The sequence below is a fragment of the Amycolatopsis sp. NPDC004169 genome, from assembly GCF_040610315.1.
GTDB lineage: Bacteria > Actinomycetota > Actinomycetes > Mycobacteriales > Pseudonocardiaceae > Amycolatopsis.
Genome location: NZ_JBEXMD010000006.1, coordinates 107,987 through 127,390 on the forward strand (window position 1 = coordinate 107,987; position 19,404 = coordinate 127,390).

Genomic DNA, 19,404 nt, shown 5'->3' on the forward strand with positions numbered 1-19,404 from the left:
CACACCTACAACCACCACCGCGGACACACCGCACTCGCAGGCCACCCACCCGCCAGCCGCGTCCCAACCTCGCCGATCAGTACAGCTGAACGTGCCGCGCCTCCGGTCTCACGGCTCGGCGCAGCCGGTCCCGCGGCGCCGCAGGTGCGGTTGCGCGAGGTGCGGTGGTTCGTAGGCCACGTCCACCGGCCCGAGATCGGTGCCGGGCGGGACGATTTCGTCGATCCGGTCGAGGAGGTCGTCCCCGATCCGGGTGCCGGCTCCGGCGAGCAGGTCCGCCAGCTGGTCCTCGGTGCGGGGGCCGATGATCGCCGAGGAGACCGCGGGGTGGCTGGTGACGAACGCCAACGCCAAGTGCCGCAACGGGATTCCGGCCTCCTCGGCGACCGGGACGAGCGCGTCGACGGCGGCGAGCTTGCGTGCGTCGGTCATGTGCCGCGGGGCCCAGTGCAGGCGCCCGGCCGCGGCCGCTTCCGGACGGTAGTGGCCGGTGAGCAGTCCCATCGACAACGGGCTCCACACCAGCACGCCGAGGTCGTGGCGACGGCACACCGGCAGGATTTCGCGCTCGACCCCGCGGTTGAGGATCGAGTAGTGCAGCTGCTCGGTGCGGAACCGGGCCAGGCCGCGGCGCTGCGCCACCCACTGGGCCTCGACGATCTCGGACGCCGGCAGGTTGGAGTGCCCGATGACCCGCACCTTGCCCGCGCGCTGCAGGTCGGTCAGCGCGCTCAGCGGCTCCTCGATGTCGGTGCCGGGCTCGGGGTGGTGCAGCTGGTAGAGGTCGAGGTGGTCGACGCCGAGGCGGCGCAGCGACCCTTCGACGGCGGAGACGATCCAGCCGCGGGAGTTGCCGCGCCGGTTCGGGCCGGGTCCCATCGGGCCGTTGCCCTTGGTGGCGAGAACGACGTCGTCGCGGCGGCCGCGCAGGGCCTTGCCGAGGATCCGCTCGCTCTCGCCGTCGCCGTAGACGTCGGCGGTGTCGATGGTGGTGATGCCGTGGTCGAGCCCGCGGTGGACGATCCGGACGCACGCGTCCGCGTCGGGGTTGCCGTACGGGCCGAACATCATCGTGCCCAGGGTGAACACGCTGACCTGGAGGCCGGTGCGGCCGAGGGGGCGGGTCTGCACAGGAGGTCTCTCCGTGGCCGGGCGTGGCGGCGGGGTGCGGGCACCCCGCCGCCACGCGGGGGAAGTGGTCAGCCCTGGTACGCGGCCGCGACGTCGACGATCCAGGTGACGCCGAAGCGGTCGGTCAGCATCCCGAACGCCGGCGCCCACGGGGCCGGGCCGAACTTTTCGATGACCGTCGCGCCCTCGGCGAGGCCCTTCCACACCGGGGAGACCTCGTCGACCGTCGCGCCGCGGACGGACAGGAAGAACCGCTCCTGCGTGATCGTGGTGCCGTTCTCGCGGCGGGTGGTGGGTGTGGTGGGGGCCGGGGCGTCGGTGCCGGGGACGTCGTAGGCCATCACGCTGAAGCCGTTGTCCGCGGTGACCTGGCCGAACACCACCTTGGCCGCGCCCGGCAGCTCGGCGGGCATCCCGAAGTCGCCGTAGGTGGCGATGGTGACCTGGCCGCCGAAGACCGACCGGTAGAACTCGAGGGCCTCGCGGGCCTGGCCGGTGAAGTTGAGGTGGGCGACAGCGGTGAGCGACATGTTCCGGTCCTTCTGGAGGGTTTCCGCCACCGGTGGGTTCCGGTGGCGAGAGCCACGTTCGCAGGAGTAGCGGTCAGGGAACGTCCGCTTTTCGTGGCACCATGGCTTCGTGCCGATCGCCTCTTCGACGGCGACCTCGGGTCGCCTGCTCGCCCTGCTGTCCCTGCTGCAGGCCCGCCGGGACTGGCCGGGCGCGCTGCTCGCCGGCCGGCTGGGCGTCAGCGAACGGACCGTGCGCCGGGACGTCGACCGGCTGCGGGAGCTCGGCTACCCCGTTCAGGCGGTCAAGGGCCCCGACGGCGGCTACCGGCTCGAAGCGGGCGGGCAGCTGCCGCCGTTGCTGTTCGACGAAGAGCAGGCGGTCGCGCTGGCGGTGGCGCTGCGGATCGCCGTCGGGACCGGCGCGGGCATCGAAGAGGCCGCCGCGCGGGCGCTGGCCACGGTGCGGCAGCTGCTGCCCGCCCGGCTGCGGCAGCGCGTCGACGTGCTGGAGATCGCCGCGGCCGGGACCGCCGCGGGCCAGGTCGCCCCGGACACCCTGCTCGCGCTGAGCGCGGCGATCCGGGCCACCGAAGAGGTCCGGTTCGACTACGAGTCCCCGTCACGACCGGACGACGACCGGCCGCGGCGGGTGCAGCCGCACCACCTGGTGGTCCGAAGTGGACGGTGGTACCTGGTCGGCTGGGACACCGTCCGCGGGGATTGGCGGACCTACCGAGCCGACCGGATGCGGCTGCGCGTCCCGAACGGGCCGCGGTTCACCCCGCGGGAGGTGCCGGGCGGCGACGTCGCGGCCTTCCTTGCCGCCCGCTTCAAGGGATCGGACGGGGGTGACCGCTGGCCGTGCCGGGGCGAGGTGGTCCTCGACCGGCCGGTCGCCGACGTGGCACCGTTCGCCGGCGACGCTGTTGTCGAGGAAGCGGCCCCGGGGAAGACGCGGCTGAGTATCGGGTCCTGGTCGTGGGCAGCTCTTGCTGCGGGGTTGCTGCGTTTCGATTGCGAGGTGGAGGTGGTGGGGCCGCGGCAGTTGCGGGAGGCCTTTGCCGAGCTGGCGGCCCGCGCGACCCGTGCGGCGAATCCCGGCGGGTGAAGGCGACCACCACCGGCGCGGCGGGATCCCCCGGCCGGGCGGTTCAGCCCGGTTCGTGGTTGAGGGCGCCGGAGCGGAAGGGCGACACCGTGGCCTCGGCGAAACCCGCCGCCCGTACGGCCGCCGGCAGCTCCTCGTCGTCGTGGAGGGCCGTGGCCGCCTCGGGGTCGAGTTCCACCCGGGCCGTGCCGCCGAGGTCGCGGACCCGGACGTTGCGTGAGTGCACCCCGCGCTCGGCCAGGAACGTGCGCACCGCCGATTCGGCCCGTTCCACCCGGGCCAGCGTGGCCGTGGTGATCGGGATGCCGTACCGGACGCGGCTCGCCAGGCAGGGGGCCGCCGGTTTGTCCGCCCAGACCAGGCCCCAGCCGCGGGCGATCGTGCGGACGTCCTCTTTGGACAGGCCGAGCGTGCGCAGCGGGGTGTGCACGCCGAGTTCGTCGCCCGCGCGGATGCCCGGCCGGAACGGGTCGATGGCGTCGTCCGCGTTCGTTCCCGTGGCCACGGCCGGGAAACCGTGGGCGGCCGCCACCTCGGCGATCGTCGTGAGCACCGTCGATTTGCAGAAGTAGCACCGGCTCCGGCCGTTGGCCGCGTAGCCCGGCTCGGCCAGCTCGGCGGTCGGCGGGGTCAGGTGGCGGACGCCGAGGTCCGCCGCGATCCGCCGGGCGTCGGCCAGTTCCACCGCGGCCAGGCTCGCCGAGTTCGCCGTCACCGCCAGCACGTTCGCCGGGCCGAGGGCGCGGACGGCCGCCGCGAGCACCAGTGCCGAATCCGCGCCGCCGGAGAACGCCACCGCGAGCCGGCCGAGGGCGGCCAGGTGGCTCACGAGCCGGGTGCCGTCCATCAGCGGCCCGCCGCGATCGTCGCGACGACCCGCGCCGGCAGCCCGAGTTCGCGTGCGGCGGCCACCACGTCGTCGTGCTCCGGCTTCGCGCCGTGCGGCCCGCGCTTGCGCCGCACCGGCAGGCCGAGGACGTCGACCGTTTCGGTCTCCCGTTCGAGGGCGGTCCGGCGGACCGGGTACTCGCGGAAGCCGAGGCTGCCGGTTTCGGCGAGCATCAGATCCCCGAGCCGGGCGGCGTGCCCGGGCTCGGCGAGCACGTGCAGGACGTGCGCCGGCCGGCCCTTCTTCATCGTCACCGGGCTGAGCCACGCGTCGAGCGCCCCGGCTGCCAGCAGCTCGCCCACGACGTGGCCGAGCACTTCACCGGTGACGTCGTCGAGGTTGGTCTCCAGCACCACCAGCGTGCGGGACCCGGCGCCGACCAGCTCGCCGAGGTGCACGACCGCGATGTTCGGCCGGTCCGGCAGCGACCGGGTGCCCGCGCCGTAACCGGTGGCCAGCAGGCGGAACTCCGGCGGCGGCTCGAACCGGGCGCCGACGGCCCGCAGCACCGCGGCCGCGGTCGGGGTGACCGTCTCGCCGGTGAGGTCGCTCCCGACCGTCTGCGCGCCCCGCAGCAGCGCCGCGGTCGCCGGGGCCGGGCAGGGGAGGAGGCCGTGGGCGGTGCGGACCGTGCCGCTGCCGAGCGGCAGCGCCCCGCAGTACACAGTGGACACTTCGAGCGCGTCGAGCGCGGCGCAGACCCCGATGACGTCGACGAGCGTGTCGTGCCCGCCGAGTTCGTGCAGGTGGACGCGTTCGGGTGCTTCGCCGTGCAGCCTGGCTTCCACCTCGGCGATGGCGCGCAGCGCGGCGACCGCCTTGGCCGCGACCGGCGCGGGTTCGACCCGCCCGGCCATGGCGATCAGCTCGGCCGCGGACCGGCTGGTCGCGTCGTCGGTCACGTCCACGAGCGCCCGGGCCGCCATCAGCCCGTGGGTGAGCAAGGACTGGACACGCAGCTCCCACGCGGTCAGCCCGCTGGAGGCGATGGCGGAGCGGACGCGCTCCAGCGGCGCGCCGGCGTCGGCGAGGGCGGCGAGGAGCATGTCCCCGGCCAGGCCGGTGAAGGGGGAGATGACGCAGATCGTCACCGGGACCTCCGCAGGACCTGGGCGAGCCGGAAGGCGGCCATGGCCGCGCCGAACCCGGAGTCGATGTTGACCACGGTGATCCCCGCTGCGCAGGAGGCGTGCATCGCCAGCAACGCCGTGACCCCTTCGAGGCCCGCGCCGTACCCGGTGGACGTCGGCACGGCGATCACCGGGCAGGCGATCAGCCCGCCGACGGCCGAAGCGAGCGCACCTTCCATGCCCGCGACGACGATGACCGCGTCGGCCTCGCGCAGCCGGTCCCGTTCGGCCAGCAGGCGGTGGATGCCCGCGACACCGACATCGGTGATCACCCGCACCGCGAGCCCGATGGCCGCGGCGACCTCCGCGGCTTCCTCGGCGACCGGGCCGTCGGATGTCCCGGCCGCGGCCACCGCGACCGTGAAGGCGGTCGCCGGAGCCGGGCGCCAGACCAGCAGCCGCGCGCCGGGGGAGTAGCGGCCGCCGGGAACCTCGGCCAGCACCGCCCGCGCCGGTTCGGCTTCGACCCGGGTGACCAGCACCGGACCGGTGTTGTGCGCGAGCAGCGTCTGCACGATGGCCGCGACCTGCGCCGGGGTTTTCCCCGGCCCGTAAACGACTTCCGGGAGTCCCTGCCGGTCTTCGCGGTCCAGGTCGACGCGGGCGAACCCGAGATCGGCGGTACTCATGCCACGTACGGGATCGTGAGCGGGCCTTCCGGCAGCACACAGGCCCGCGCGCCCGGCCCGGCCCGGTCGAGGGCTTCGGCGACGGTGGCCGCGATGTCGGTGGTCCGGGTCAGGTGCGCCGTCGCGAGGTCGGCTTCGCTCAGGAAATCGGTGTGCACGACCACCCGGCATTCGTCCTGGATCTTCGCCTGGATCTGGACCTGCCACTGGTCGGGCACGGTCACCGCGCGGGCCGAGATCTCCGCGAGCAGCGCCGCCGGGGAACTCGCCGACGCGAGGACCTCCCGGTAGGAGCCGTGGTCGGGGAAGCCGTCCCGGCACTCCGCGGCGCAGACGATCGTCCCGCCCGGCCTGGTGATCCGGTGCGCCGCCGACATCCCCTTGACGGCCTGGTAGAGGTTCTGGTCGAGCGGATACCCGGAGTTGGTCGTCACCACGACGTCGAACGGCGCCGGTACCGGCCGCATGGCGACGTCACGGGCGGCCCGGGCGGCGGCCGCGTGCATGGCGAGCAGGTCGCCGCCGAACGCGCCGATGACCGCCTTGTCGCGGTTGAGGATGACGTCGAAGGCGAAGGTGACGCCGGTGGCCGCGGCGATCGCGCGGACGTCGTCGTGCACCGGGTTGCCTTCGGTGATGCCCCAGGTGGCGTTGCGGTGCCCGATCCGGCGGGCGTCGTGCAGCACCAGCACGGTTTCCAGCGCCGCCAGCCCGGGCGCGACGAGCTTGGGGCCGCCCGAAAACCCCGCGAAGAAGTGCGGTTCGACGAACCCGGTGGTGATCCGGACGTCGGCGGCCACCCACTCGCTGTTCAGCCACACCGGGACGTCGTCGCCGTGACGGCCCAGCCAGGTCAGGCTCGCGCGGTCGCGGGCGTCGTGGTTCACGATCCGGACGGTGTCGGCGACGTCGTCGCCGAACATCGCGCGCAGCTCGGCGTCGGTGTTGCCGCGGTGGGTGCCGGTGGCGACCAGGATGACGACGTCCTCGAGGCGGACGACGCCGTCGAGCTCGGCGAGGATCGCCGGGATCATCAGGTCGCGCGGCTGCGGCCGGGTCCCGTCGCACGCCGAGATCGCGACGGTCTGCCCCGGCCGCACCCGCTCGCGCAGCGGCGGCCCGGCGACCGGTGCCCGCAACGCCCGGCGCAGCAGCACTTCCGCGGGTTCGGTGACCGGGTGGTGCACCGGCGTCACCACGGTGGTGACCGCCGGATCGATGGCGAGATTCAGTCCGGTCTCGCCGTACGCGAGCCGGACGGTGGCGGTCATGACGCCAGCCCGTAGACGCGGGACGCGGTTCCGCCGCGGACGGCATCGCTTTCGGCCGGGGAAAGCCCGTCGAGGAGGCTTTCGGCGGCGTTCATGACTTCCGCGTACGTCCCGGCGAGCAGGCACACCGGCCAGTCGGAGCCGAGCATCAGCCGGTCCGGGCCGAAGGCGGCGAGCGCGGTTTCCGCGTACGGCCGCAGGTCCGCGGCCGTCCAGTGCTCCCGGTCGGCCTCGGTGACGAGCCCGGACAGCTTCGCGACGACGTTGGGCTCCCGCGCCAGGGTCGCGATCCCGCTCGCCCACGGTTCGAGCTCGCCGCTCGCGATCGGCGGTTTCGCGAGGTGGTCCAGGACGAAGGTGAGGTCCGGCAGGGCCCGGACCGCCGCCGTGGCCGCCGGAAGCTGGTGGGGCAGCACGAGCAGGTCGTACACCAGCCCGGCGTCCCGCACCGCCGCCAGCCCGGCGAGGACGTCTTCGCGTTCCAGCCAGCGCGGGTCGGGTTCGGCCTGGACGAGGTGCCGGATGCCGGTCAGCAGCTCGCCGCCCGGGGCCGACCGCAGCCGTTCGAGGTCCCGCGCCGGCGAGCCGGTGAGGTCGAGCCAGCCGACGACCCCGGCGATGAGCGGCTCGGCGGCCGCGGTCGCGAGGAACTCGACCGACTCGTCCAGGTCCGGCAGCACCTGGACGAGCACGGTCGCGTCGATCCCCTCGGCGGCCGCGCGCAGGTCCGCGGGGGTGAAGTCGCGGCGGATGGCCGCGGTCTCGTCGCCGTCCAGCCACGCGTGACGGCGGACGGAGGTCTGCCACAGGTGGTGGTGCGCGTCGACGCGCCGGCCGGTCACGCCCGGCCGATCCGGTGGTGCTGGCGGCCGAGGCCGTCGATCTCCACGGTCACTTCGTCCCCTTCGGACAGGTAGGGGAAGTCGTTGGCACCGAAGGCGACCCCGGCCGGCGTGCCGGTGTTCACGACGTCACCCGGCTCCAGCACCATGAACTGGCTGAGGTACCAGACGACGTGCCGGACGTCGAAGAGCATGTTCTTCGTGGTGCCGTCCTGGCGCTGCTCCCCGTTGACGGCCAGGCGCAGGCCCAGCTCCTGGGGGTCGCCGGCCTCGTCCGGGGTGACCAGCCACGGCCCGAGCGGGTTGAACGTCTCGCAGGACTTGCCCTTGGTCCACTGGCCGCCGCGTTCGTGCTGGAACTCGCGCTCGCTGACGTCGTTCGACACGGCGTACCCGGCGATGACCGCGCCGGCGTCTTCCGGCGACGCGAGGTACCGCGCCCGGCCGCCGAGCACCACGGCGAGTTCGACTTCGTAGTCGGTCTTGGTGCTGGTGCGCGGGATGAGCACGGTGTCGTCCGGGCCGACGATCGTGTTGGTGGCCTTGAGGAACACCACCGGCTCCGCGGGCGGCTCGGCCCCGGTTTCCGCGGCGTGGTCGGAATAGTTCAGCCCGATGCAGACGAGCAGGCCGGGCCGGGCCACCGGGGCGCCGACGCGCAGCCCCGTGACCTCCAGCGCCGGCAGGGTCCCCTCGCGCAGCGCCGCCCGGGCCCGCGCGACGCCGTCGGCGGCGAAGAAGGCGCCGTCGACGTCCGGGGTCAGCGAACGCAGGTCCCGCGCCGCACCGGTTTCGTCGAGGACGACGGGGATCTCGTGGCCGGGGTCGCCGAGGCGTTGGAAGCGCATGGCGGGGGACGGTAGCAGACATATGATGTCTTGTTCAAAGCTCTGACCAGTCATCATACGTAAAACTGCGAAAAGTAGTCGACTGTCACGTTGAGTCCAAGTTATTGCCGTGTTACGGATCGACTCTGGACATTCTGCGTGCCGACGCGTAGCCATACATATGTTGTCTGCCCCGAAGGAGAGGTGGCCCCGTTGGCCGAAGTGATCAGCGCCATCGACGCCGTGGACGTCCGCTTCCCGACGTCGCTGAGCCTGGACGGGTCGGACGCGATGAACCCGGAACCGGACTACTCGGCGGCGTACGTGACCATCCGCACGAGCGACGGCGAAGAGGGCTACGGGCTCGCTTTCACCGTGGGCCGCGGCAACGACGTCGAGGTCGCCGCCGTCCGGGCGCTGGTGCCCCTGGTCGCCGGGATGCCGGTGGACGAGGCGCTCGCCGACCTCGGTGCCTTCTCGCGACGGCTGACCGGGGACAGCCAGCTGCGGTGGCTGGGGCCGGACAAGGGCGCGATCCACATGGCCGCGGCCGCGATCGTCAACGCGGCGTGGGACCTGCGGGCCCGCCGCGAAGGCAAGCCGGTCTGGCGGCTGCTGGCCGAGATGCCGCCGGAGGAGCTGGTCGATCTCGTCGACTTCCGGTACCTGCAGGACGCGCTGACCCCCGCCGAAGCCCTCGACATCCTCCGCCGCGCCGAACCGGGCCGCGCCGCCCGCCAGGCCGAGCTCCTGGAAACCGGTTTTCCCGCTTACACCACGACTCCCGGCTGGCTCGGCTACTCGCCGGAGAAGCTGGCGGCGCTCTCGGCGGAGGCGGTCGCCGACGGCTTCACCCAGATCAAGCTCAAGGTCGGCGCCGACCTCGACGAGGACATCCGCCGGCTGCGGCTCGCCAGGGAGGTCGTCGGGCCGGACGTGCGGATCGCCATCGACGCCAACCAGGCGTGGGGTGTCGGGCAGGCCATCGAATGGCTGCGCCCGCTGGCCGAATTCGACCCGTACTGGATCGAGGAACCGACGTCACCGGACGACGTGCTCGGCCACGCGGCGATCCGCCGGGCGGTGGCGCCGATCAAGGTGGCCACCGGCGAGCACACGCACAACGCGGTGATGTTCAAGCAGCTGCTGCAGGCGCAGGCGATCGACGTGCTGCAGCTCGACGCCAGCCGGGTCGCCGGGGTCACCGAGAACATCGCGGTCCTGTTGCTGGCGGCGAAGTTCGGCGTCCCGGTGTGCCCGCACGCCGGCGGGGTCGGGCTGTGCGAAATGGTGCAGCACCTGGCGATGTTCGACTTCGTCGCGGTGAGCGGCACGCAGACCGACCGCGTCATCGAGTACGTGGACCACCTGCACGAGCACTTCGTCGACCCGGTGCGGATCGAACGGGGCCGCTACCTGGCCCCGCGGGAGCCGGGCCTCGGGGCGCGGCTGCACGCGGAATCCGTGGCGCGGTACCGGTTCCCGGACGGCCCGGTCTGGCAGCGGGACGCGGTGGTCGCGTGAGCGGGGAGTTCGACGGCATCCGCGCGATCGTGACCGGCGGCGCGTCCGGCATCGGGCTCGCCACCGCGCTGCGGCTGTCCGCGCGCGGTGCCCGGGTCGTCTGCCTCGACCTGAACGACAAGGTCGAGGAACCGCTGACCGGCGTGCGGGCGGACGTGTCGGACGACGACTCGGTGCGAGCCGCGGTCGCCGCCGCCGTCGAGCACCTCGGCGGCCTGGACGTCCTGGTCAACAACGCCGGGATCGGGGCACAGGGGACGGTCGAGGACAACGGAGACGCGGAGTGGCACCGCGTGTTCGACGTCAACGTCGTCGGCATGGTGCGGGTGACCCGCGCGGCCTTGCCGCACCTGCGGGCGTCGGCCGCGGCGGCGATCGTGAACACCTGCTCGATCGCGGCCACCGCCGGGCTGCCGCAGCGAGCGCTCTACAGCGCCACGAAGGGCGCGGTCCTCGCGCTCACCCGCGCGATGGCCGCCGACCACCTGGCCGAGGGCATCCGCGTGTGCTGCGTGAACCCCGGCACCGCGCACACGCCGTGGATCGACCGGCTGCTCTCGAAAGCCGACGATCCCGACGCCGAGCTGGCCGCCCTCGCCGCGCGCCAGCCGACCGGCCGGCTGGTCACCGCCGAGGAGGTCGCCGCGGCGATCTGCTACCTGGCCGGCCCGGACTCCGGCGCCACCACCGGCACCGATCTCGCCGTGGACGGCGGGATGTCCGGCCTCCGTCTCCGCCCCAAACCTGTCAACGAGGAGAGGTCATGAAGTTCCAGCACCTGCGCGCCGCGACCGTCGTCACCGCCGGCGTCCTGACCGCGGCCGCACTGGCCGGCTGCAGCGGCGGCGGCTCCACCGGCGCTTCGGGCGGCAAGACCGTCGTCGGCGTCGACTACCCGCGCTCGGACACCGACTTCTGGAACGCCTACATCAAGTACGTGCCCCAGTTCGCCGGTCAGTTCGGCCTCGACCTCAAGACCACCAACTCGCAGAACGACGTCGCCAACCTGACGGCCAACGTGCAGACGATGATCAGCCAGGGCGTCAAGGGCGTGGTGATGGCGCCGCAGGACACCGCGGCGATCATCCCGACCCTGCAGCAGCTGGCGACCAAGAAGATCCCGGTCGTGTCCGTCGACACCCGCCCCGACCAGGGCAACGTCTACATGGTCGTGCGCGCGGACAACCGGGCCTACGGCGAGAAGGCCTGCCAGTTCCTCGGCACCAAGCTCGCCGGCAAGGGCAAGGTCGTCATGCTGCAGGGCGACCTCGCCTCGATCAACGGCCGCGACCGCACCGAGGCCTTCAACGACTGCATGAAGAAGAACTTCCCGGGGATCACCGTCTTCGGCGAGGCCACCAACTGGGACGCCAACACCGCCGCCCAGAAGCTGCAGACGCGGCTGACCGCGAACCCGGACATCAAGGGCGTCTACATGCAGTCCAGCTTCGCCCTGTCCGGCACGCTGCAGCTGCTGAAGCAGCGCGGCCTCGCTGTCCCGGCGAGCGACCCGAAGCACGTGTTCATCGTGTCCAACGACGGCATCCCCGAGGAACTGGCCAAGATCCGGTCCGGCGAGATGGACGCGACCGTGTCCCAGCCCGCGGACCTGTTCGCCAAGTACGCCCTGCAGTACGTCAAGGACGCCATCGACGGCAAGACGCCGACGGCAGGCAAGACCGACCATGACAGCACCATCATCCAGGTCCGCGACGGCCTGATGGAGGACCAGCTGGCCGCGCCGCTGGTCACCGCGGACGGCGCCACGTTCGGGCCGGTCAGCAGCGTCAAGGTCGACGACCAGTCCCTGTGGGGCAACAGCAAGAGCTGACCCGGTTGGCGAGAGGAAGCGCACATGAGCACCGTGCCGGTCGTCGAGGCACGCGGCGTGGTCAAGCGCTACGGCGCCACCGTGGCGCTGGACCACGCCGATCTGACCGTCCTACCCGGACAGACGCACGCACTGGTCGGCCGCAACGGGGCCGGGAAGTCGACCCTGGTGTCCGTCCTCACCGGACTGACCGAGCCGGACGCCGGGACCGTGCGGCTGGACGGGGAACCGGCCCCGGCACTGGCCGACCGGGACGCCTGGCGCGCCCGGGTGGCCTGCGTGTACCAGCGGTCGACGATCATCCCCGACCTGTCGGTGGCGGAGAACCTGTTCCTCAACCGGCAGGAGACCCGCGGCGGATTCGTCCGCTGGTCCGCGCTGCGCCGCTCGGCCGCCGAGCTGCTGGAGCGCTGGTCGGTCGACGTCGACGTGCACCGGCCGGCCCGGGAGCTGAGCGTCGAGCAGCGGCAGTTCGTCGAGATCGCGCGGGCCCTGTCGTTCGGCGCCCGGTTCGTCATCCTCGACGAGCCGACCGCGCAGCTCGACGGGGCCGCCATCACCCGGCTGTTCGGGCACATCGCCGAGCTGCAGCGCCAGGGCGTCACGTTCCTGTTCATCAGCCACCACCTCCAGGAGGTGTACGAAATCTGCGACACGGTGACGGTGTACCGGGACGCCCGGCACGTCCTCACCGCGCCGGTCGCCGAACTGCCGAAGGCCGACCTCGTCGCGGCGATGACCGGGGAGAACGCCGTCGTGACGCAGGAACGGGTGTCCTCGGCGCGCCGCGGCGCCGAACCCGTGCTCCGGGTGGACGACCTGACCCTCGCGCCGTTCTTCGCGGACGTCTCCTTCGCCATCGCGCCCGGCGAGGTCGTCGGGCTGGCCGGCTCCGGCAGCAGCGGCAAGACCGAGCTCGCCGAGGCACTGGCCGGGCTGCGCAAACCCACCGCCGGCACGGTCCTCGTCGCCGGCTCCCGGCCCCGGCCCGGCGACGTACCGGACGCGCTGGCCGCGGGGATCGGGTTCGTCCCGGAAGACCGCCACCGCCAGGGCTTCGTGCCGGAGATGTCCATTGCGGACAACTCCACGATGAGCGTGATGGACCGGCTCGGGCCCGGCATCTTCGTCCGGTCCGGCCTGCGCGACCGGCTCGCCGGGCAGCTGATCTCCCGGCTGGCGGTCAAGACCCCCGGCCCCGAGCTGCCGGTGTCCGCGCTCTCCGGCGGCAACCAGCAGAAGGTCGTGATGGCCCGCGCCCTCGCGGGCGATCCCGCGCTGCTCGTGCTGATCACCCCCACCGCCGGGGTCGACGTGCGGTCGAAGGAGTTCCTCCTGGGCAAGGTCGCGGAGGCCGCCGCGGCGGGCACCGCGGTGCTGATCGCCTCGGACGAGCTCGACGATCTCCGCCTGTGCGACCGGCTGCTGGTCGTGGTGCACGGCCACCTCACCACCGAAATGCCCGCAGGCTGGCAGGACCGCGAGGTCGTGGCCGCCATGGAAGGAGTCGACCTCGATGCCTGAAAGCCCCGCCGCGGTGGGCGCCCCGCCGCGGACCGGAACCCCGCCCGCGCCCCGGCGCATCGCGCTGGCCCGCCTGCGCGACTTCGCGCTGGTGCCCGGGATCATCGCGATCGCCGTCGTCGGCCAGCTGGTGAACCCGGTGTTCCTGCAGTACGACAACGTGATCAACATCCTGCAGACGATGTCGGAGATCGCGCTGCTGGTGCTCGCCCAGACGATGGTCCTGGTCGTCGGCAAGATGGACCTGTCGCTGGAATCGACGTTCGGGCTCGCCCCCGGCGTGGCGGCCTGGCTGACGATCACCGGCGGCCATTCCCTCGGGCTGCTGCCGTCCTGGACCGGCGTTCCCGTCGTGCTGCTCGTCGGCGTGGTGGTCGGGGCGCTCAACGCCCTGCTGATCGTCCGGTTCGGGCTGAGCGGGTTCGTCGTCACCCTCGGCATGCTCATCGTGCTGCGCGGCCTGCTGACCGGCATCTCCGGCGGCCAGACGTTCTTCGGCATGTCCGATTCGATGCTCTACCTCGGCACCACGCTGTGGGCCGGGATCCCGGCGTCGATCTGGATCTGCGTGCTGCTGTTCGCCGGCGGGATCGTCCTGCTCGGCTACACCCGGTTCGGCCGCAGCCTGTACGCGATCGGCGGCAACGAGGACGCGGCGAAGGCCGCGGGCATCCGGACCGACCGGATCGTGTGGATCGTGCTGATCGGGGCCAGTGTGCTGGCCGCGCTCGGCGGGCTGCTGCTCTCGGGCCGGCTCGCCTCGGTGGCCGCGGCGCAGGGCAACGGCTACATCTTCACGGTGTTCGCCGCCGCCGTGATCGGCGGCGTCAGCCTCAACGGCGGCCGCGGCACGCTCTTCGGCGCGTTCACCGGCATCCTGCTGCTGTACATGATCCAGAACGTGCTGACACTGGCCGGCGTGCCCGCGCAGTGGATCGGGGCGCTCAACGGCGCGATCATCCTCATCGCGCTGGTGATGTCCCGGATCACCAGCGGCAAGCGGCAGACCTGATGGCGGACCTCGGCCTGGGCACCGCGGGCCTGGGCAACGTCTTCGGCGAGGTCGACGACGAGGCCGCCGCGGAGGTCGTCGCCGCGGCGGCCTCCGCCGGGGTCCGGTACTTCGACACCGCGCCCTACTACGGCTTCGGGCTGGCCGAGCGCCGGCTCGGCCGGGCGCTGGCCGGGCGGCCCGCGGGCTCGTTCACCGTGTCGACGAAGGTCGGCCGGACGCTCACCGACGGCGGCTGCTTCTTCGACTTCTCGGCGGACGCCGTCCGCCGGGGGATCGAAGGCAGTCTCGACCGGCTCGGCCTCGACCGCGTCGACATCGCCTACCTCCACGACCCCGACGACCACGAAGAGCAAGCCGCTTCCGAGGCGTGGCCGGAGCTGCGCCGGCTGCGCGACGAAGGCGTGGTCTCCGCGATCGGCGTCGGGATGAACCAGTGGGAGATGCCCGCCCGGTTCGTCGAACGGCTCGACGTCGACGTGGTCCTGCTCGCCGGCCGGTACACGCTGCTGGACCGGAGCGGAGCCCGGCTGCTCGACCGGTGCGCCGAGCGCGGGGTGGCCGTGGTGCTGGGCGGGGTGTTCAACTCCGGCCTGCTCATCGACCCCCGGCCCGGCGCCTGGTTCGACTACGCCCCGGCGGCGGCGGACCTGGTGGCGCGCGCCCGGCGGATGCGGGAGGTCGCCGCTTCGGCGGGCTACGACCTGGCCGCGTGCGCGCTCGCCTTCGCCGCCGCGCATCCCGCCGTCACCTCCGTCCTGGTCGGCGTCACGAGCGCCGCCCAGGTGCGGGAGAACCTCGATGCCTTCCACCGCGAGGTGCCGCACGACCTGCTGCACCAGTTGATTTCCTGCTAGGTCCCCTCACCCAGGAGCGTGCAACGATGCCCCCTGCCCAGAACCCGTTCTCCCGACGGCAGTTCGGTGCCCTCGCCGCCGCCGGGCTCGCCGCGGCGGCCGTGCCGCCGGCGCTGGCCGGTCCGGCGGCGGCCGCCGCGCAGTCCTACGAACCGACCTGGCCGTCGGTCGACCGGCACCCGCCCGCGCCGGAGTGGTTCCAGGACGCCAAGTTCGGCATCTACTGGCACTGGGGTGCCTTCACCACGCCGGAGTTCGGCAGCGAGTGGTACGGCCGGAACATGTACATCCCGGACAGCGGGGAGAACAAGCACCACAAGGCCACCTACGGCGACCCGGCGGTGTGGGGCTACGACCGGTTCATCGACGGCGGCACCGACGTGGCGGGCAACCCCGTGCAGTTCGCGCCGAAGCTCGTCTCCCGCGGCGGGCAGTTCGACCCGGAGGAGTGGGCGCGGGTGGTCAAGGCGTCGGGGGCGAAGTTCGCCGGCCCGGTCGCCGAGCACCACGACGGGTTTTCCATGTGGGACAGCAAGGTCAACGAGTGGAACTCGGTGGCCCGCGGGCCGCACCTCAACCTGCTGAAGCTGTTCACCGACGCCATCCGCGGGCAGGGCCTGAAGCTGCTGGTCGCGATGCACCACGCGTTCAACTACAACGGCTTCTACGACTTCGCCCCGCCGCAGAGCACCCCGAGCCTGCGGAAGCTGTACGGCCAGCTGCCGCGCGCCGAAGAAGACGCGCTCTGGCTGGCCAAGCTCAAGGAAGTCATCGACCGCGCGAAGCCCGACGTCCTCTGGCAGGACTTTTCGCTGAACTCGCCCGGCTACTGCATCAACAGCGGCCCGTGCGCGGTGGGGGAGCAGCAGCGCCTCGAATTCCTGGCCTACTACTACAACCAGGCCGAAAAGTGGGGCAAGGACGTCGTCTCGACGTTCAAGCACTTCGACCACGGCTTCACCACCCGCGGCGAAGTCGCCGACTACGAACGCGGCGGCCCGGCCGACATCGTCACGCCCTACTGGCTCACCGACGACGCCATCTCCAGCAGCAGCTGGAGCTACACCCGGGGCATCGGCTACTACTCGAGCACGCAGATGATCCACGCGCTGATCGACCGGGTCAGCAAGGGCGGCAACATGCTGCTCAACATCTCCCCGACGCTGGAGGGCACCATCCCGGCCGAGCAGCGCGCGGTGCTGGCGGACTTCGGGACCTACCTCGGGCGCGTCGGCGAGTCGATCTACTCGACGCGTGTCTGGGACGTCTACGGCGAGGGCCCGACCAAGATGGGCGGCGGCTCGTTCGTCTCCCCGAAGGTGGGCACGGCCAAGGACTTCCGGTTCACCCGGGACAAGGCGGGCCGCGTGCTCTACGCGACCGTGCTGGCCTGGCCCGGGGCCACCGCGGACCTCACCACGTTGTCCGGCAAGCGGATCGACCTGAGCAGCCTGCGGCGCGTCGAACTGCTCGGCGCGCCCGGTGCGCTGAAGTACACCCAGGACGCGGCCGCCCTGCGCGTCACGCTGCCGGCCAAGCCGTACGACTCGCCCGCCTACGTGCTGAAGCTGACGTTCGCGGGCAAGATCCCGGTGGTGGGTCCGGCCACCGGCGCGAAGGTGTTCGCCGTCCGCAACTACGGCGGGGCGAGCGCGGCGCTGGGGATCGGCAGCTACACCGCGGCCCAGCTCAAGGCCGCACTTCCCCAGCCCGTGTCCGCGATCTGGCCCGGGGACGGCTACCAGGCCCTCGGCTACCCGGCCGACGACTTCACCGGCACCCCGAGCCGGTTCGTCGCGGCCACGCCGGACGTGCCGCCGGCCGCCGTCGTCTCGATGCGCGTGGCGTTCGACCCCGCCCGGTGGTTCCGGATCGTCAACGTCACCAGCGGGCTGGCCGTGGACGGCGGCGGCGCGGTCGCGGCGGGCAGCGGGCTGAAGGTCTGGACCCCGGACGGCAGCACGAACCTGCAGTTCGGCGTCGAGGACGTCGGCGACGGGTTCGCCAAGCTGACCAACCGCACGAACGGTCTCGTGATCGACGGTGCCGGTGCGACCTCGGCGGGCGGCAACCCGGTGCAGGCGGCCTACACCGGCGCGGCGAGCCAGCAGTGGTCGGTCACCGACACCGGCGGCGGCGTCTTCGTGATCGCCAACCGGGTCACCGGGCTGATGCTCGACGGCGGCGGGAACGTGCCTTCGGGATCACCGCTGAAGGTGTGGAACGACGACGGCAGCCCGAACCTGCGGTGGCTGTTCGGGGTGGTCTGACGGCGATCACGCGCCTGGCCGGCCGTCGATGTCCTTCAGGTCGGCCAGGTGCGCCCGCAGCCAGCGTTCGGAGGTGTCGACGTGCATCAGCGCGGCGGCGGTGGCCACCGCCGGGTCGCGGTCGGCCAGCGCGTCGTAGATGGCCTTGTGCTGCGACAGCGTCACGTGCGTGGCACCGCGTTCGACGGTGCCCCGCCAGACTCGCGCGCGCAGGGTGCGCGAGGAGATCCCGTCCAGGAGTGCGGTGAGGGTTTCGTTGCCGGCGGCGCTGACGACCGCGCGGTGGAAGGCCGCGTCGAGCACCGTGAGGCGCTCGACGTCTTCGATCGCCTCGTGCATGGCGTCGAGCAGCTCGCCCACGGCCCGCAGCTGCGTGTCGGTGATCCGCGTGGCGGCCAGGCCGGTCGCCGCCGGCTCGAGGAGCCGGCGGACCTCGGTGAGTTCGAGGATGCTCCCGTCCTGCATGAGCGCCACCGCGTTGCCGAGGCCCTCGAGGAGCAGGCTGGGGGCGAGGCTGGTGACGTACGTGCCGTCGCCGCGGCGGACTTCGAGCACCCGGGCCAGCGCGAGCGCCTTCACGGCCTCGCGCGTCGGGCTGCGGGAGATCCCCAGCTCGGTGGCCAGTTCGTGCTCGGGGGGCAGCTTGGCGCCCGCCGGGAACCGGCCGGACCGGACGAACTCCCGGATCCGGTCGATCGCTTCGTCGGTCAACGACCTCGCCATGGCACTCCTTCTCGTGAAGCGCCATTCTATCATTCGTATGATGTCTATTAGTCTGGGTGGGGAGGCTGTTGCATATCGTGAATTGATTCACCTATTTCGATGCCGAGACGTGTGATGTCTCGGTCAGTGGCCGACGATGTCCATCCGGACGTCGTCGCCCGCCGGGACGACGTACACCGGGTCGATGCCCTTGCGCCACTGCGCGGCCAGGAGCAGGTACCGCCCCTGGACCGGCTGCAGCAGCACCAGTCCGCTGTACCGGAACTTGTACTTCGCGTCCGGCTGCGCCAGCGGGGCGACGACGACCCCGGGCCCGGCGATCGCGAGCCGCTCGGCGCTGTAAAGGGTGACCGCGGGGCGGGACGGCAGGCTGGCCGCGACCCCGGCCGCGGCCTCTTCCCCCGTCCGGCGCGCGTACGCGGCCACGCACCACAGCAGGCCGATCAGCGCCAGCACGGCGAGGATCAGCGGCCGCAGTCCCGGCTTCCCCGGTGACGCCGGCCGCTGCGCCGCGCGGAGCCGGTCGGCGTAGGCGAGCAGCCCGGCCGACAGCAGCAGGACCAGGGGCAGGGTGACAGCGGGTGCCCACGAGACCGCCGGCGGCACCAGGAGCCCGATCGCCAGCACCGCGAGCGCCGCCGTACCGAGGGCGTGCGCCGCCCGGATCGCGGTCTCGACGATCCTGCGCCCGCGCACGGTCCGCGCGCCCAGCACCGCCGGGAGCAGCACGCCGCGGTGGAACGCGACCGCGAGCAGGGCCACGACACCGATCCCGATCAGCGGCAGGAACGTCGCGTTGATGCTGCGCAGGGCGAAGTCGGCGGTCGAGTAGCCCAGCAGGCCGACGTCGATCCCGAAGTACCCCCAGGTCGCCTGGGTGCGCACCCAGCCGAAGTAGAAGAGCACCGACGAGAGCAGGACCGTCTGCGAGAGCACCGCCATCGCCCGCGTCCACCACCCGCCCCTGGCCTCCTCCGGCCGGCGAGCGCTACGGGGTGGAGCCGGTCGTCGGGTTCGGCGCACCACTCGGCTCCGACGTGCTGGACGGCGGCTGGGTCATGGTCGGCTCGGGCAGCGTCATCGACGGCCCGCTCGGCTCGGCCGCCTGCGGCGACGAACTGGCCCCCGGCGGCAGCGAGTCACCGCCGACCGGGGCGGTGACCGACGTCGCCGGGGCCGGCGAGTCATCGCACTTCGCGGCCGCCACCAGGGGCAGCAGCCCGAGAGCGGCACCGGCGGCGACCGCGCGGATCAGGGATCTCACGTTCGGGACAGTCGCGGGGATCCGCACGTCCGTAACCGCCGAGGCCGCGGAATCGCCCCA

The 19,404-nt window shown here is 72.6% G+C and carries 19 protein-coding genes; 8 read left to right on the plus strand and 11 right to left on the minus strand.

Translation table 11 applies throughout. The features are described from left to right. Positions 1-108: 108 nt before the first annotated feature. Both ABZX11_RS10325 and ABZX11_RS10330 read right to left on the minus strand, forming a co-directional pair. The gene (locus tag ABZX11_RS10325) at positions 109-1,131 is read right to left on the minus strand and encodes an aldo/keto reductase (RefSeq protein WP_354911705.1); all 1,023 of its coding nucleotides are present in this window, start codon (positions 1,129-1,131) and stop codon (positions 109-111) included. Between the two features lie 68 nt (positions 1,132-1,199). Continuing rightward, on the minus strand, positions 1,200-1,661 hold the full coding sequence (locus ABZX11_RS10330) for a VOC family protein (RefSeq protein ID WP_354911707.1): 462 nt from the start codon (positions 1,659-1,661) through the stop codon (positions 1,200-1,202). Positions 1,662-1,770: 109 nt separating this feature from the next. Between ABZX11_RS10330 and ABZX11_RS10335 the strand changes: the two genes are divergently transcribed. After that, on the plus strand, positions 1,771-2,751 hold the full coding sequence (locus ABZX11_RS10335; RefSeq protein WP_354911710.1) for a WYL domain-containing protein: 981 nt from the start codon (positions 1,771-1,773) through the stop codon (positions 2,749-2,751). 43 nt (positions 2,752-2,794) lie between these two features. On the opposite strand, the gene larE is transcribed toward ABZX11_RS10335, so the two are convergent. From larE to ABZX11_RS10365, 6 genes are read right to left on the minus strand one after another with little or no spacing between them, the layout of a single operon-like run. Beyond that, the gene (larE, locus tag ABZX11_RS10340) at positions 2,795-3,598 is read right to left on the minus strand and encodes an ATP-dependent sacrificial sulfur transferase LarE (RefSeq protein ID WP_354911712.1); all 804 of its coding nucleotides are present in this window, start codon (positions 3,596-3,598) and stop codon (positions 2,795-2,797) included. Further along, the gene (larC, locus tag ABZX11_RS10345) at positions 3,598-4,731 is read right to left on the minus strand and encodes a nickel pincer cofactor biosynthesis protein LarC (RefSeq protein WP_354911715.1); all 1,134 of its coding nucleotides are present in this window, start codon (positions 4,729-4,731) and stop codon (positions 3,598-3,600) included. The genes larE and larC overlap by 1 nt, the downstream gene beginning before the upstream one ends. Beyond that, entirely contained in the window at positions 4,728-5,399 is a 672-nt protein-coding gene (gene larB / locus ABZX11_RS10350) for a nickel pincer cofactor biosynthesis protein LarB (RefSeq protein WP_354911718.1), read from the minus strand. The genes larC and larB overlap by 4 nt, the downstream gene beginning before the upstream one ends. Continuing rightward, a complete protein-coding gene (gene larA, locus ABZX11_RS10355) occupies positions 5,396-6,670 on the minus strand; it encodes a nickel-dependent lactate racemase (protein WP_354911721.1) in 1,275 nt (424 codons plus the stop codon). Before larA ends, larB begins: the two co-directional genes overlap by 4 nt. Further along, the gene (locus tag ABZX11_RS10360; RefSeq protein WP_354911724.1) at positions 6,667-7,512 is read right to left on the minus strand and encodes an amidohydrolase family protein; all 846 of its coding nucleotides are present in this window, start codon (positions 7,510-7,512) and stop codon (positions 6,667-6,669) included. Before ABZX11_RS10360 ends, larA begins: the two co-directional genes overlap by 4 nt. Beyond that, on the minus strand, positions 7,509-8,360 hold the full coding sequence (locus tag ABZX11_RS10365) for a fumarylacetoacetate hydrolase family protein (protein WP_176176509.1): 852 nt from the start codon (positions 8,358-8,360) through the stop codon (positions 7,509-7,511). Before ABZX11_RS10365 ends, ABZX11_RS10360 begins: the two co-directional genes overlap by 4 nt. A 192-nt stretch (positions 8,361-8,552) precedes the next feature. Here ABZX11_RS10365 and ABZX11_RS10370 point away from each other — a divergent pair, with 192 nt between their 5' ends. From ABZX11_RS10370 to ABZX11_RS10400, 7 genes are read left to right on the plus strand one after another with little or no spacing between them, the layout of a single operon-like run. Then, entirely contained in the window at positions 8,553-9,863 is a 1,311-nt protein-coding gene (locus ABZX11_RS10370; protein ID WP_354911727.1) for an enolase C-terminal domain-like protein, read from the plus strand. Further along, positions 9,860-10,630, plus strand: coding sequence for an SDR family oxidoreductase (locus ABZX11_RS10375; protein ID WP_354911729.1), 771 nt, complete (start codon positions 9,860-9,862; stop codon positions 10,628-10,630). Before ABZX11_RS10370 ends, ABZX11_RS10375 begins: the two co-directional genes overlap by 4 nt. After that, on the plus strand, positions 10,627-11,694 hold the full coding sequence (locus ABZX11_RS10380; protein ID WP_354911732.1) for a sugar ABC transporter substrate-binding protein: 1,068 nt from the start codon (positions 10,627-10,629) through the stop codon (positions 11,692-11,694). Before ABZX11_RS10375 ends, ABZX11_RS10380 begins: the two co-directional genes overlap by 4 nt. Positions 11,695-11,718: 24 nt before the next feature. Then, the gene (locus ABZX11_RS10385) at positions 11,719-13,218 is read left to right on the plus strand and encodes a sugar ABC transporter ATP-binding protein (RefSeq protein ID WP_354911735.1); all 1,500 of its coding nucleotides are present in this window, start codon (positions 11,719-11,721) and stop codon (positions 13,216-13,218) included. Further along, the gene (locus ABZX11_RS10390; protein ID WP_176176514.1) at positions 13,211-14,230 is read left to right on the plus strand and encodes an ABC transporter permease; all 1,020 of its coding nucleotides are present in this window, start codon (positions 13,211-13,213) and stop codon (positions 14,228-14,230) included. Before ABZX11_RS10385 ends, ABZX11_RS10390 begins: the two co-directional genes overlap by 8 nt. Further along, positions 14,230-15,087 (plus strand): aldo/keto reductase, encoded by an 858-nt coding sequence (locus tag ABZX11_RS10395; RefSeq protein WP_354911739.1) that lies wholly within the window; start codon positions 14,230-14,232, stop codon positions 15,085-15,087. The genes ABZX11_RS10390 and ABZX11_RS10395 overlap by 1 nt, the downstream gene beginning before the upstream one ends. A gap of 26 nt (positions 15,088-15,113) precedes the next feature. Further along, positions 15,114-17,357, plus strand: coding sequence for an alpha-L-fucosidase (locus ABZX11_RS10400; RefSeq protein WP_354911742.1), 2,244 nt, complete (start codon positions 15,114-15,116; stop codon positions 17,355-17,357). Between the two features lie 6 nt (positions 17,358-17,363). Here ABZX11_RS10400 and ABZX11_RS10405 read toward each other — a convergent pair whose 3' ends face one another. The 3 genes from ABZX11_RS10405 to ABZX11_RS10415 all read right to left on the minus strand — a co-directional run bounded on the left by ABZX11_RS10405 (position 17,364) and on the right by ABZX11_RS10415 (position 19,344). Beyond that, positions 17,364-18,080, minus strand: a complete 717-nt coding sequence (locus ABZX11_RS10405; protein WP_354911745.1) for a FadR/GntR family transcriptional regulator — start codon at positions 18,078-18,080, stop codon at positions 17,364-17,366. Positions 18,081-18,203: 123 nt separating this feature from the next. Further along, positions 18,204-19,022: a hypothetical protein gene (locus ABZX11_RS10410; protein WP_354911748.1), complete on the minus strand. Its 819-nt coding sequence runs from the start codon at positions 19,020-19,022 to the stop codon at positions 18,204-18,206. A 46-nt stretch (positions 19,023-19,068) separates the two neighbouring features. Then, positions 19,069-19,344, minus strand: a complete 276-nt coding sequence (locus ABZX11_RS10415; RefSeq protein ID WP_354911751.1) for a hypothetical protein — start codon at positions 19,342-19,344, stop codon at positions 19,069-19,071. Positions 19,345-19,404: the final 60 nt, after the last annotated feature.

Bases quoted from the DNA above. Each gene is read 5' to 3' on its own strand.
- ABZX11_RS10330 (WP_354911707.1), bottom strand. From the start codon at position 1,661: ATGTCGCTCACCGCTGTCGCCCACCTCAACTTCACCGGCCAGGCCCGC.
- larE (WP_354911712.1), bottom strand. From the start codon at position 3,598: ATGGACGGCACCCGGCTCGTGAGCCACCTGGCCGCCCTCGGCCGGCTC.
- larB (WP_354911718.1), bottom strand. From the start codon at position 5,399: ATGAGTACCGCCGATCTCGGGTTCGCCCGCGTCGACCTGGACCGCGAA.
- larA (WP_354911721.1), bottom strand. From the start codon at position 6,670: ATGACCGCCACCGTCCGGCTCGCGTACGGCGAGACCGGACTGAATCTC.
- ABZX11_RS10365 (WP_176176509.1), bottom strand. From the start codon at position 8,360: ATGCGCTTCCAACGCCTCGGCGACCCCGGCCACGAGATCCCCGTCGTC.
- ABZX11_RS10380 (WP_354911732.1), top strand. From the start codon at position 10,627: ATGAAGTTCCAGCACCTGCGCGCCGCGACCGTCGTCACCGCCGGCGTC.
- ABZX11_RS10385 (WP_354911735.1), top strand. From the start codon at position 11,719: ATGAGCACCGTGCCGGTCGTCGAGGCACGCGGCGTGGTCAAGCGCTAC.
- ABZX11_RS10390 (WP_176176514.1), top strand. From the start codon at position 13,211: ATGCCTGAAAGCCCCGCCGCGGTGGGCGCCCCGCCGCGGACCGGAACC.
- ABZX11_RS10395 (WP_354911739.1), top strand. From the start codon at position 14,230: ATGGCGGACCTCGGCCTGGGCACCGCGGGCCTGGGCAACGTCTTCGGC.
- ABZX11_RS10400 (WP_354911742.1), top strand. From the start codon at position 15,114: ATGCCCCCTGCCCAGAACCCGTTCTCCCGACGGCAGTTCGGTGCCCTC.
- ABZX11_RS10405 (WP_354911745.1), bottom strand. From the start codon at position 18,080: ATGGCGAGGTCGTTGACCGACGAAGCGATCGACCGGATCCGGGAGTTC.
- ABZX11_RS10410 (WP_354911748.1), bottom strand. From the start codon at position 19,022: ATGGCGGTGCTCTCGCAGACGGTCCTGCTCTCGTCGGTGCTCTTCTAC.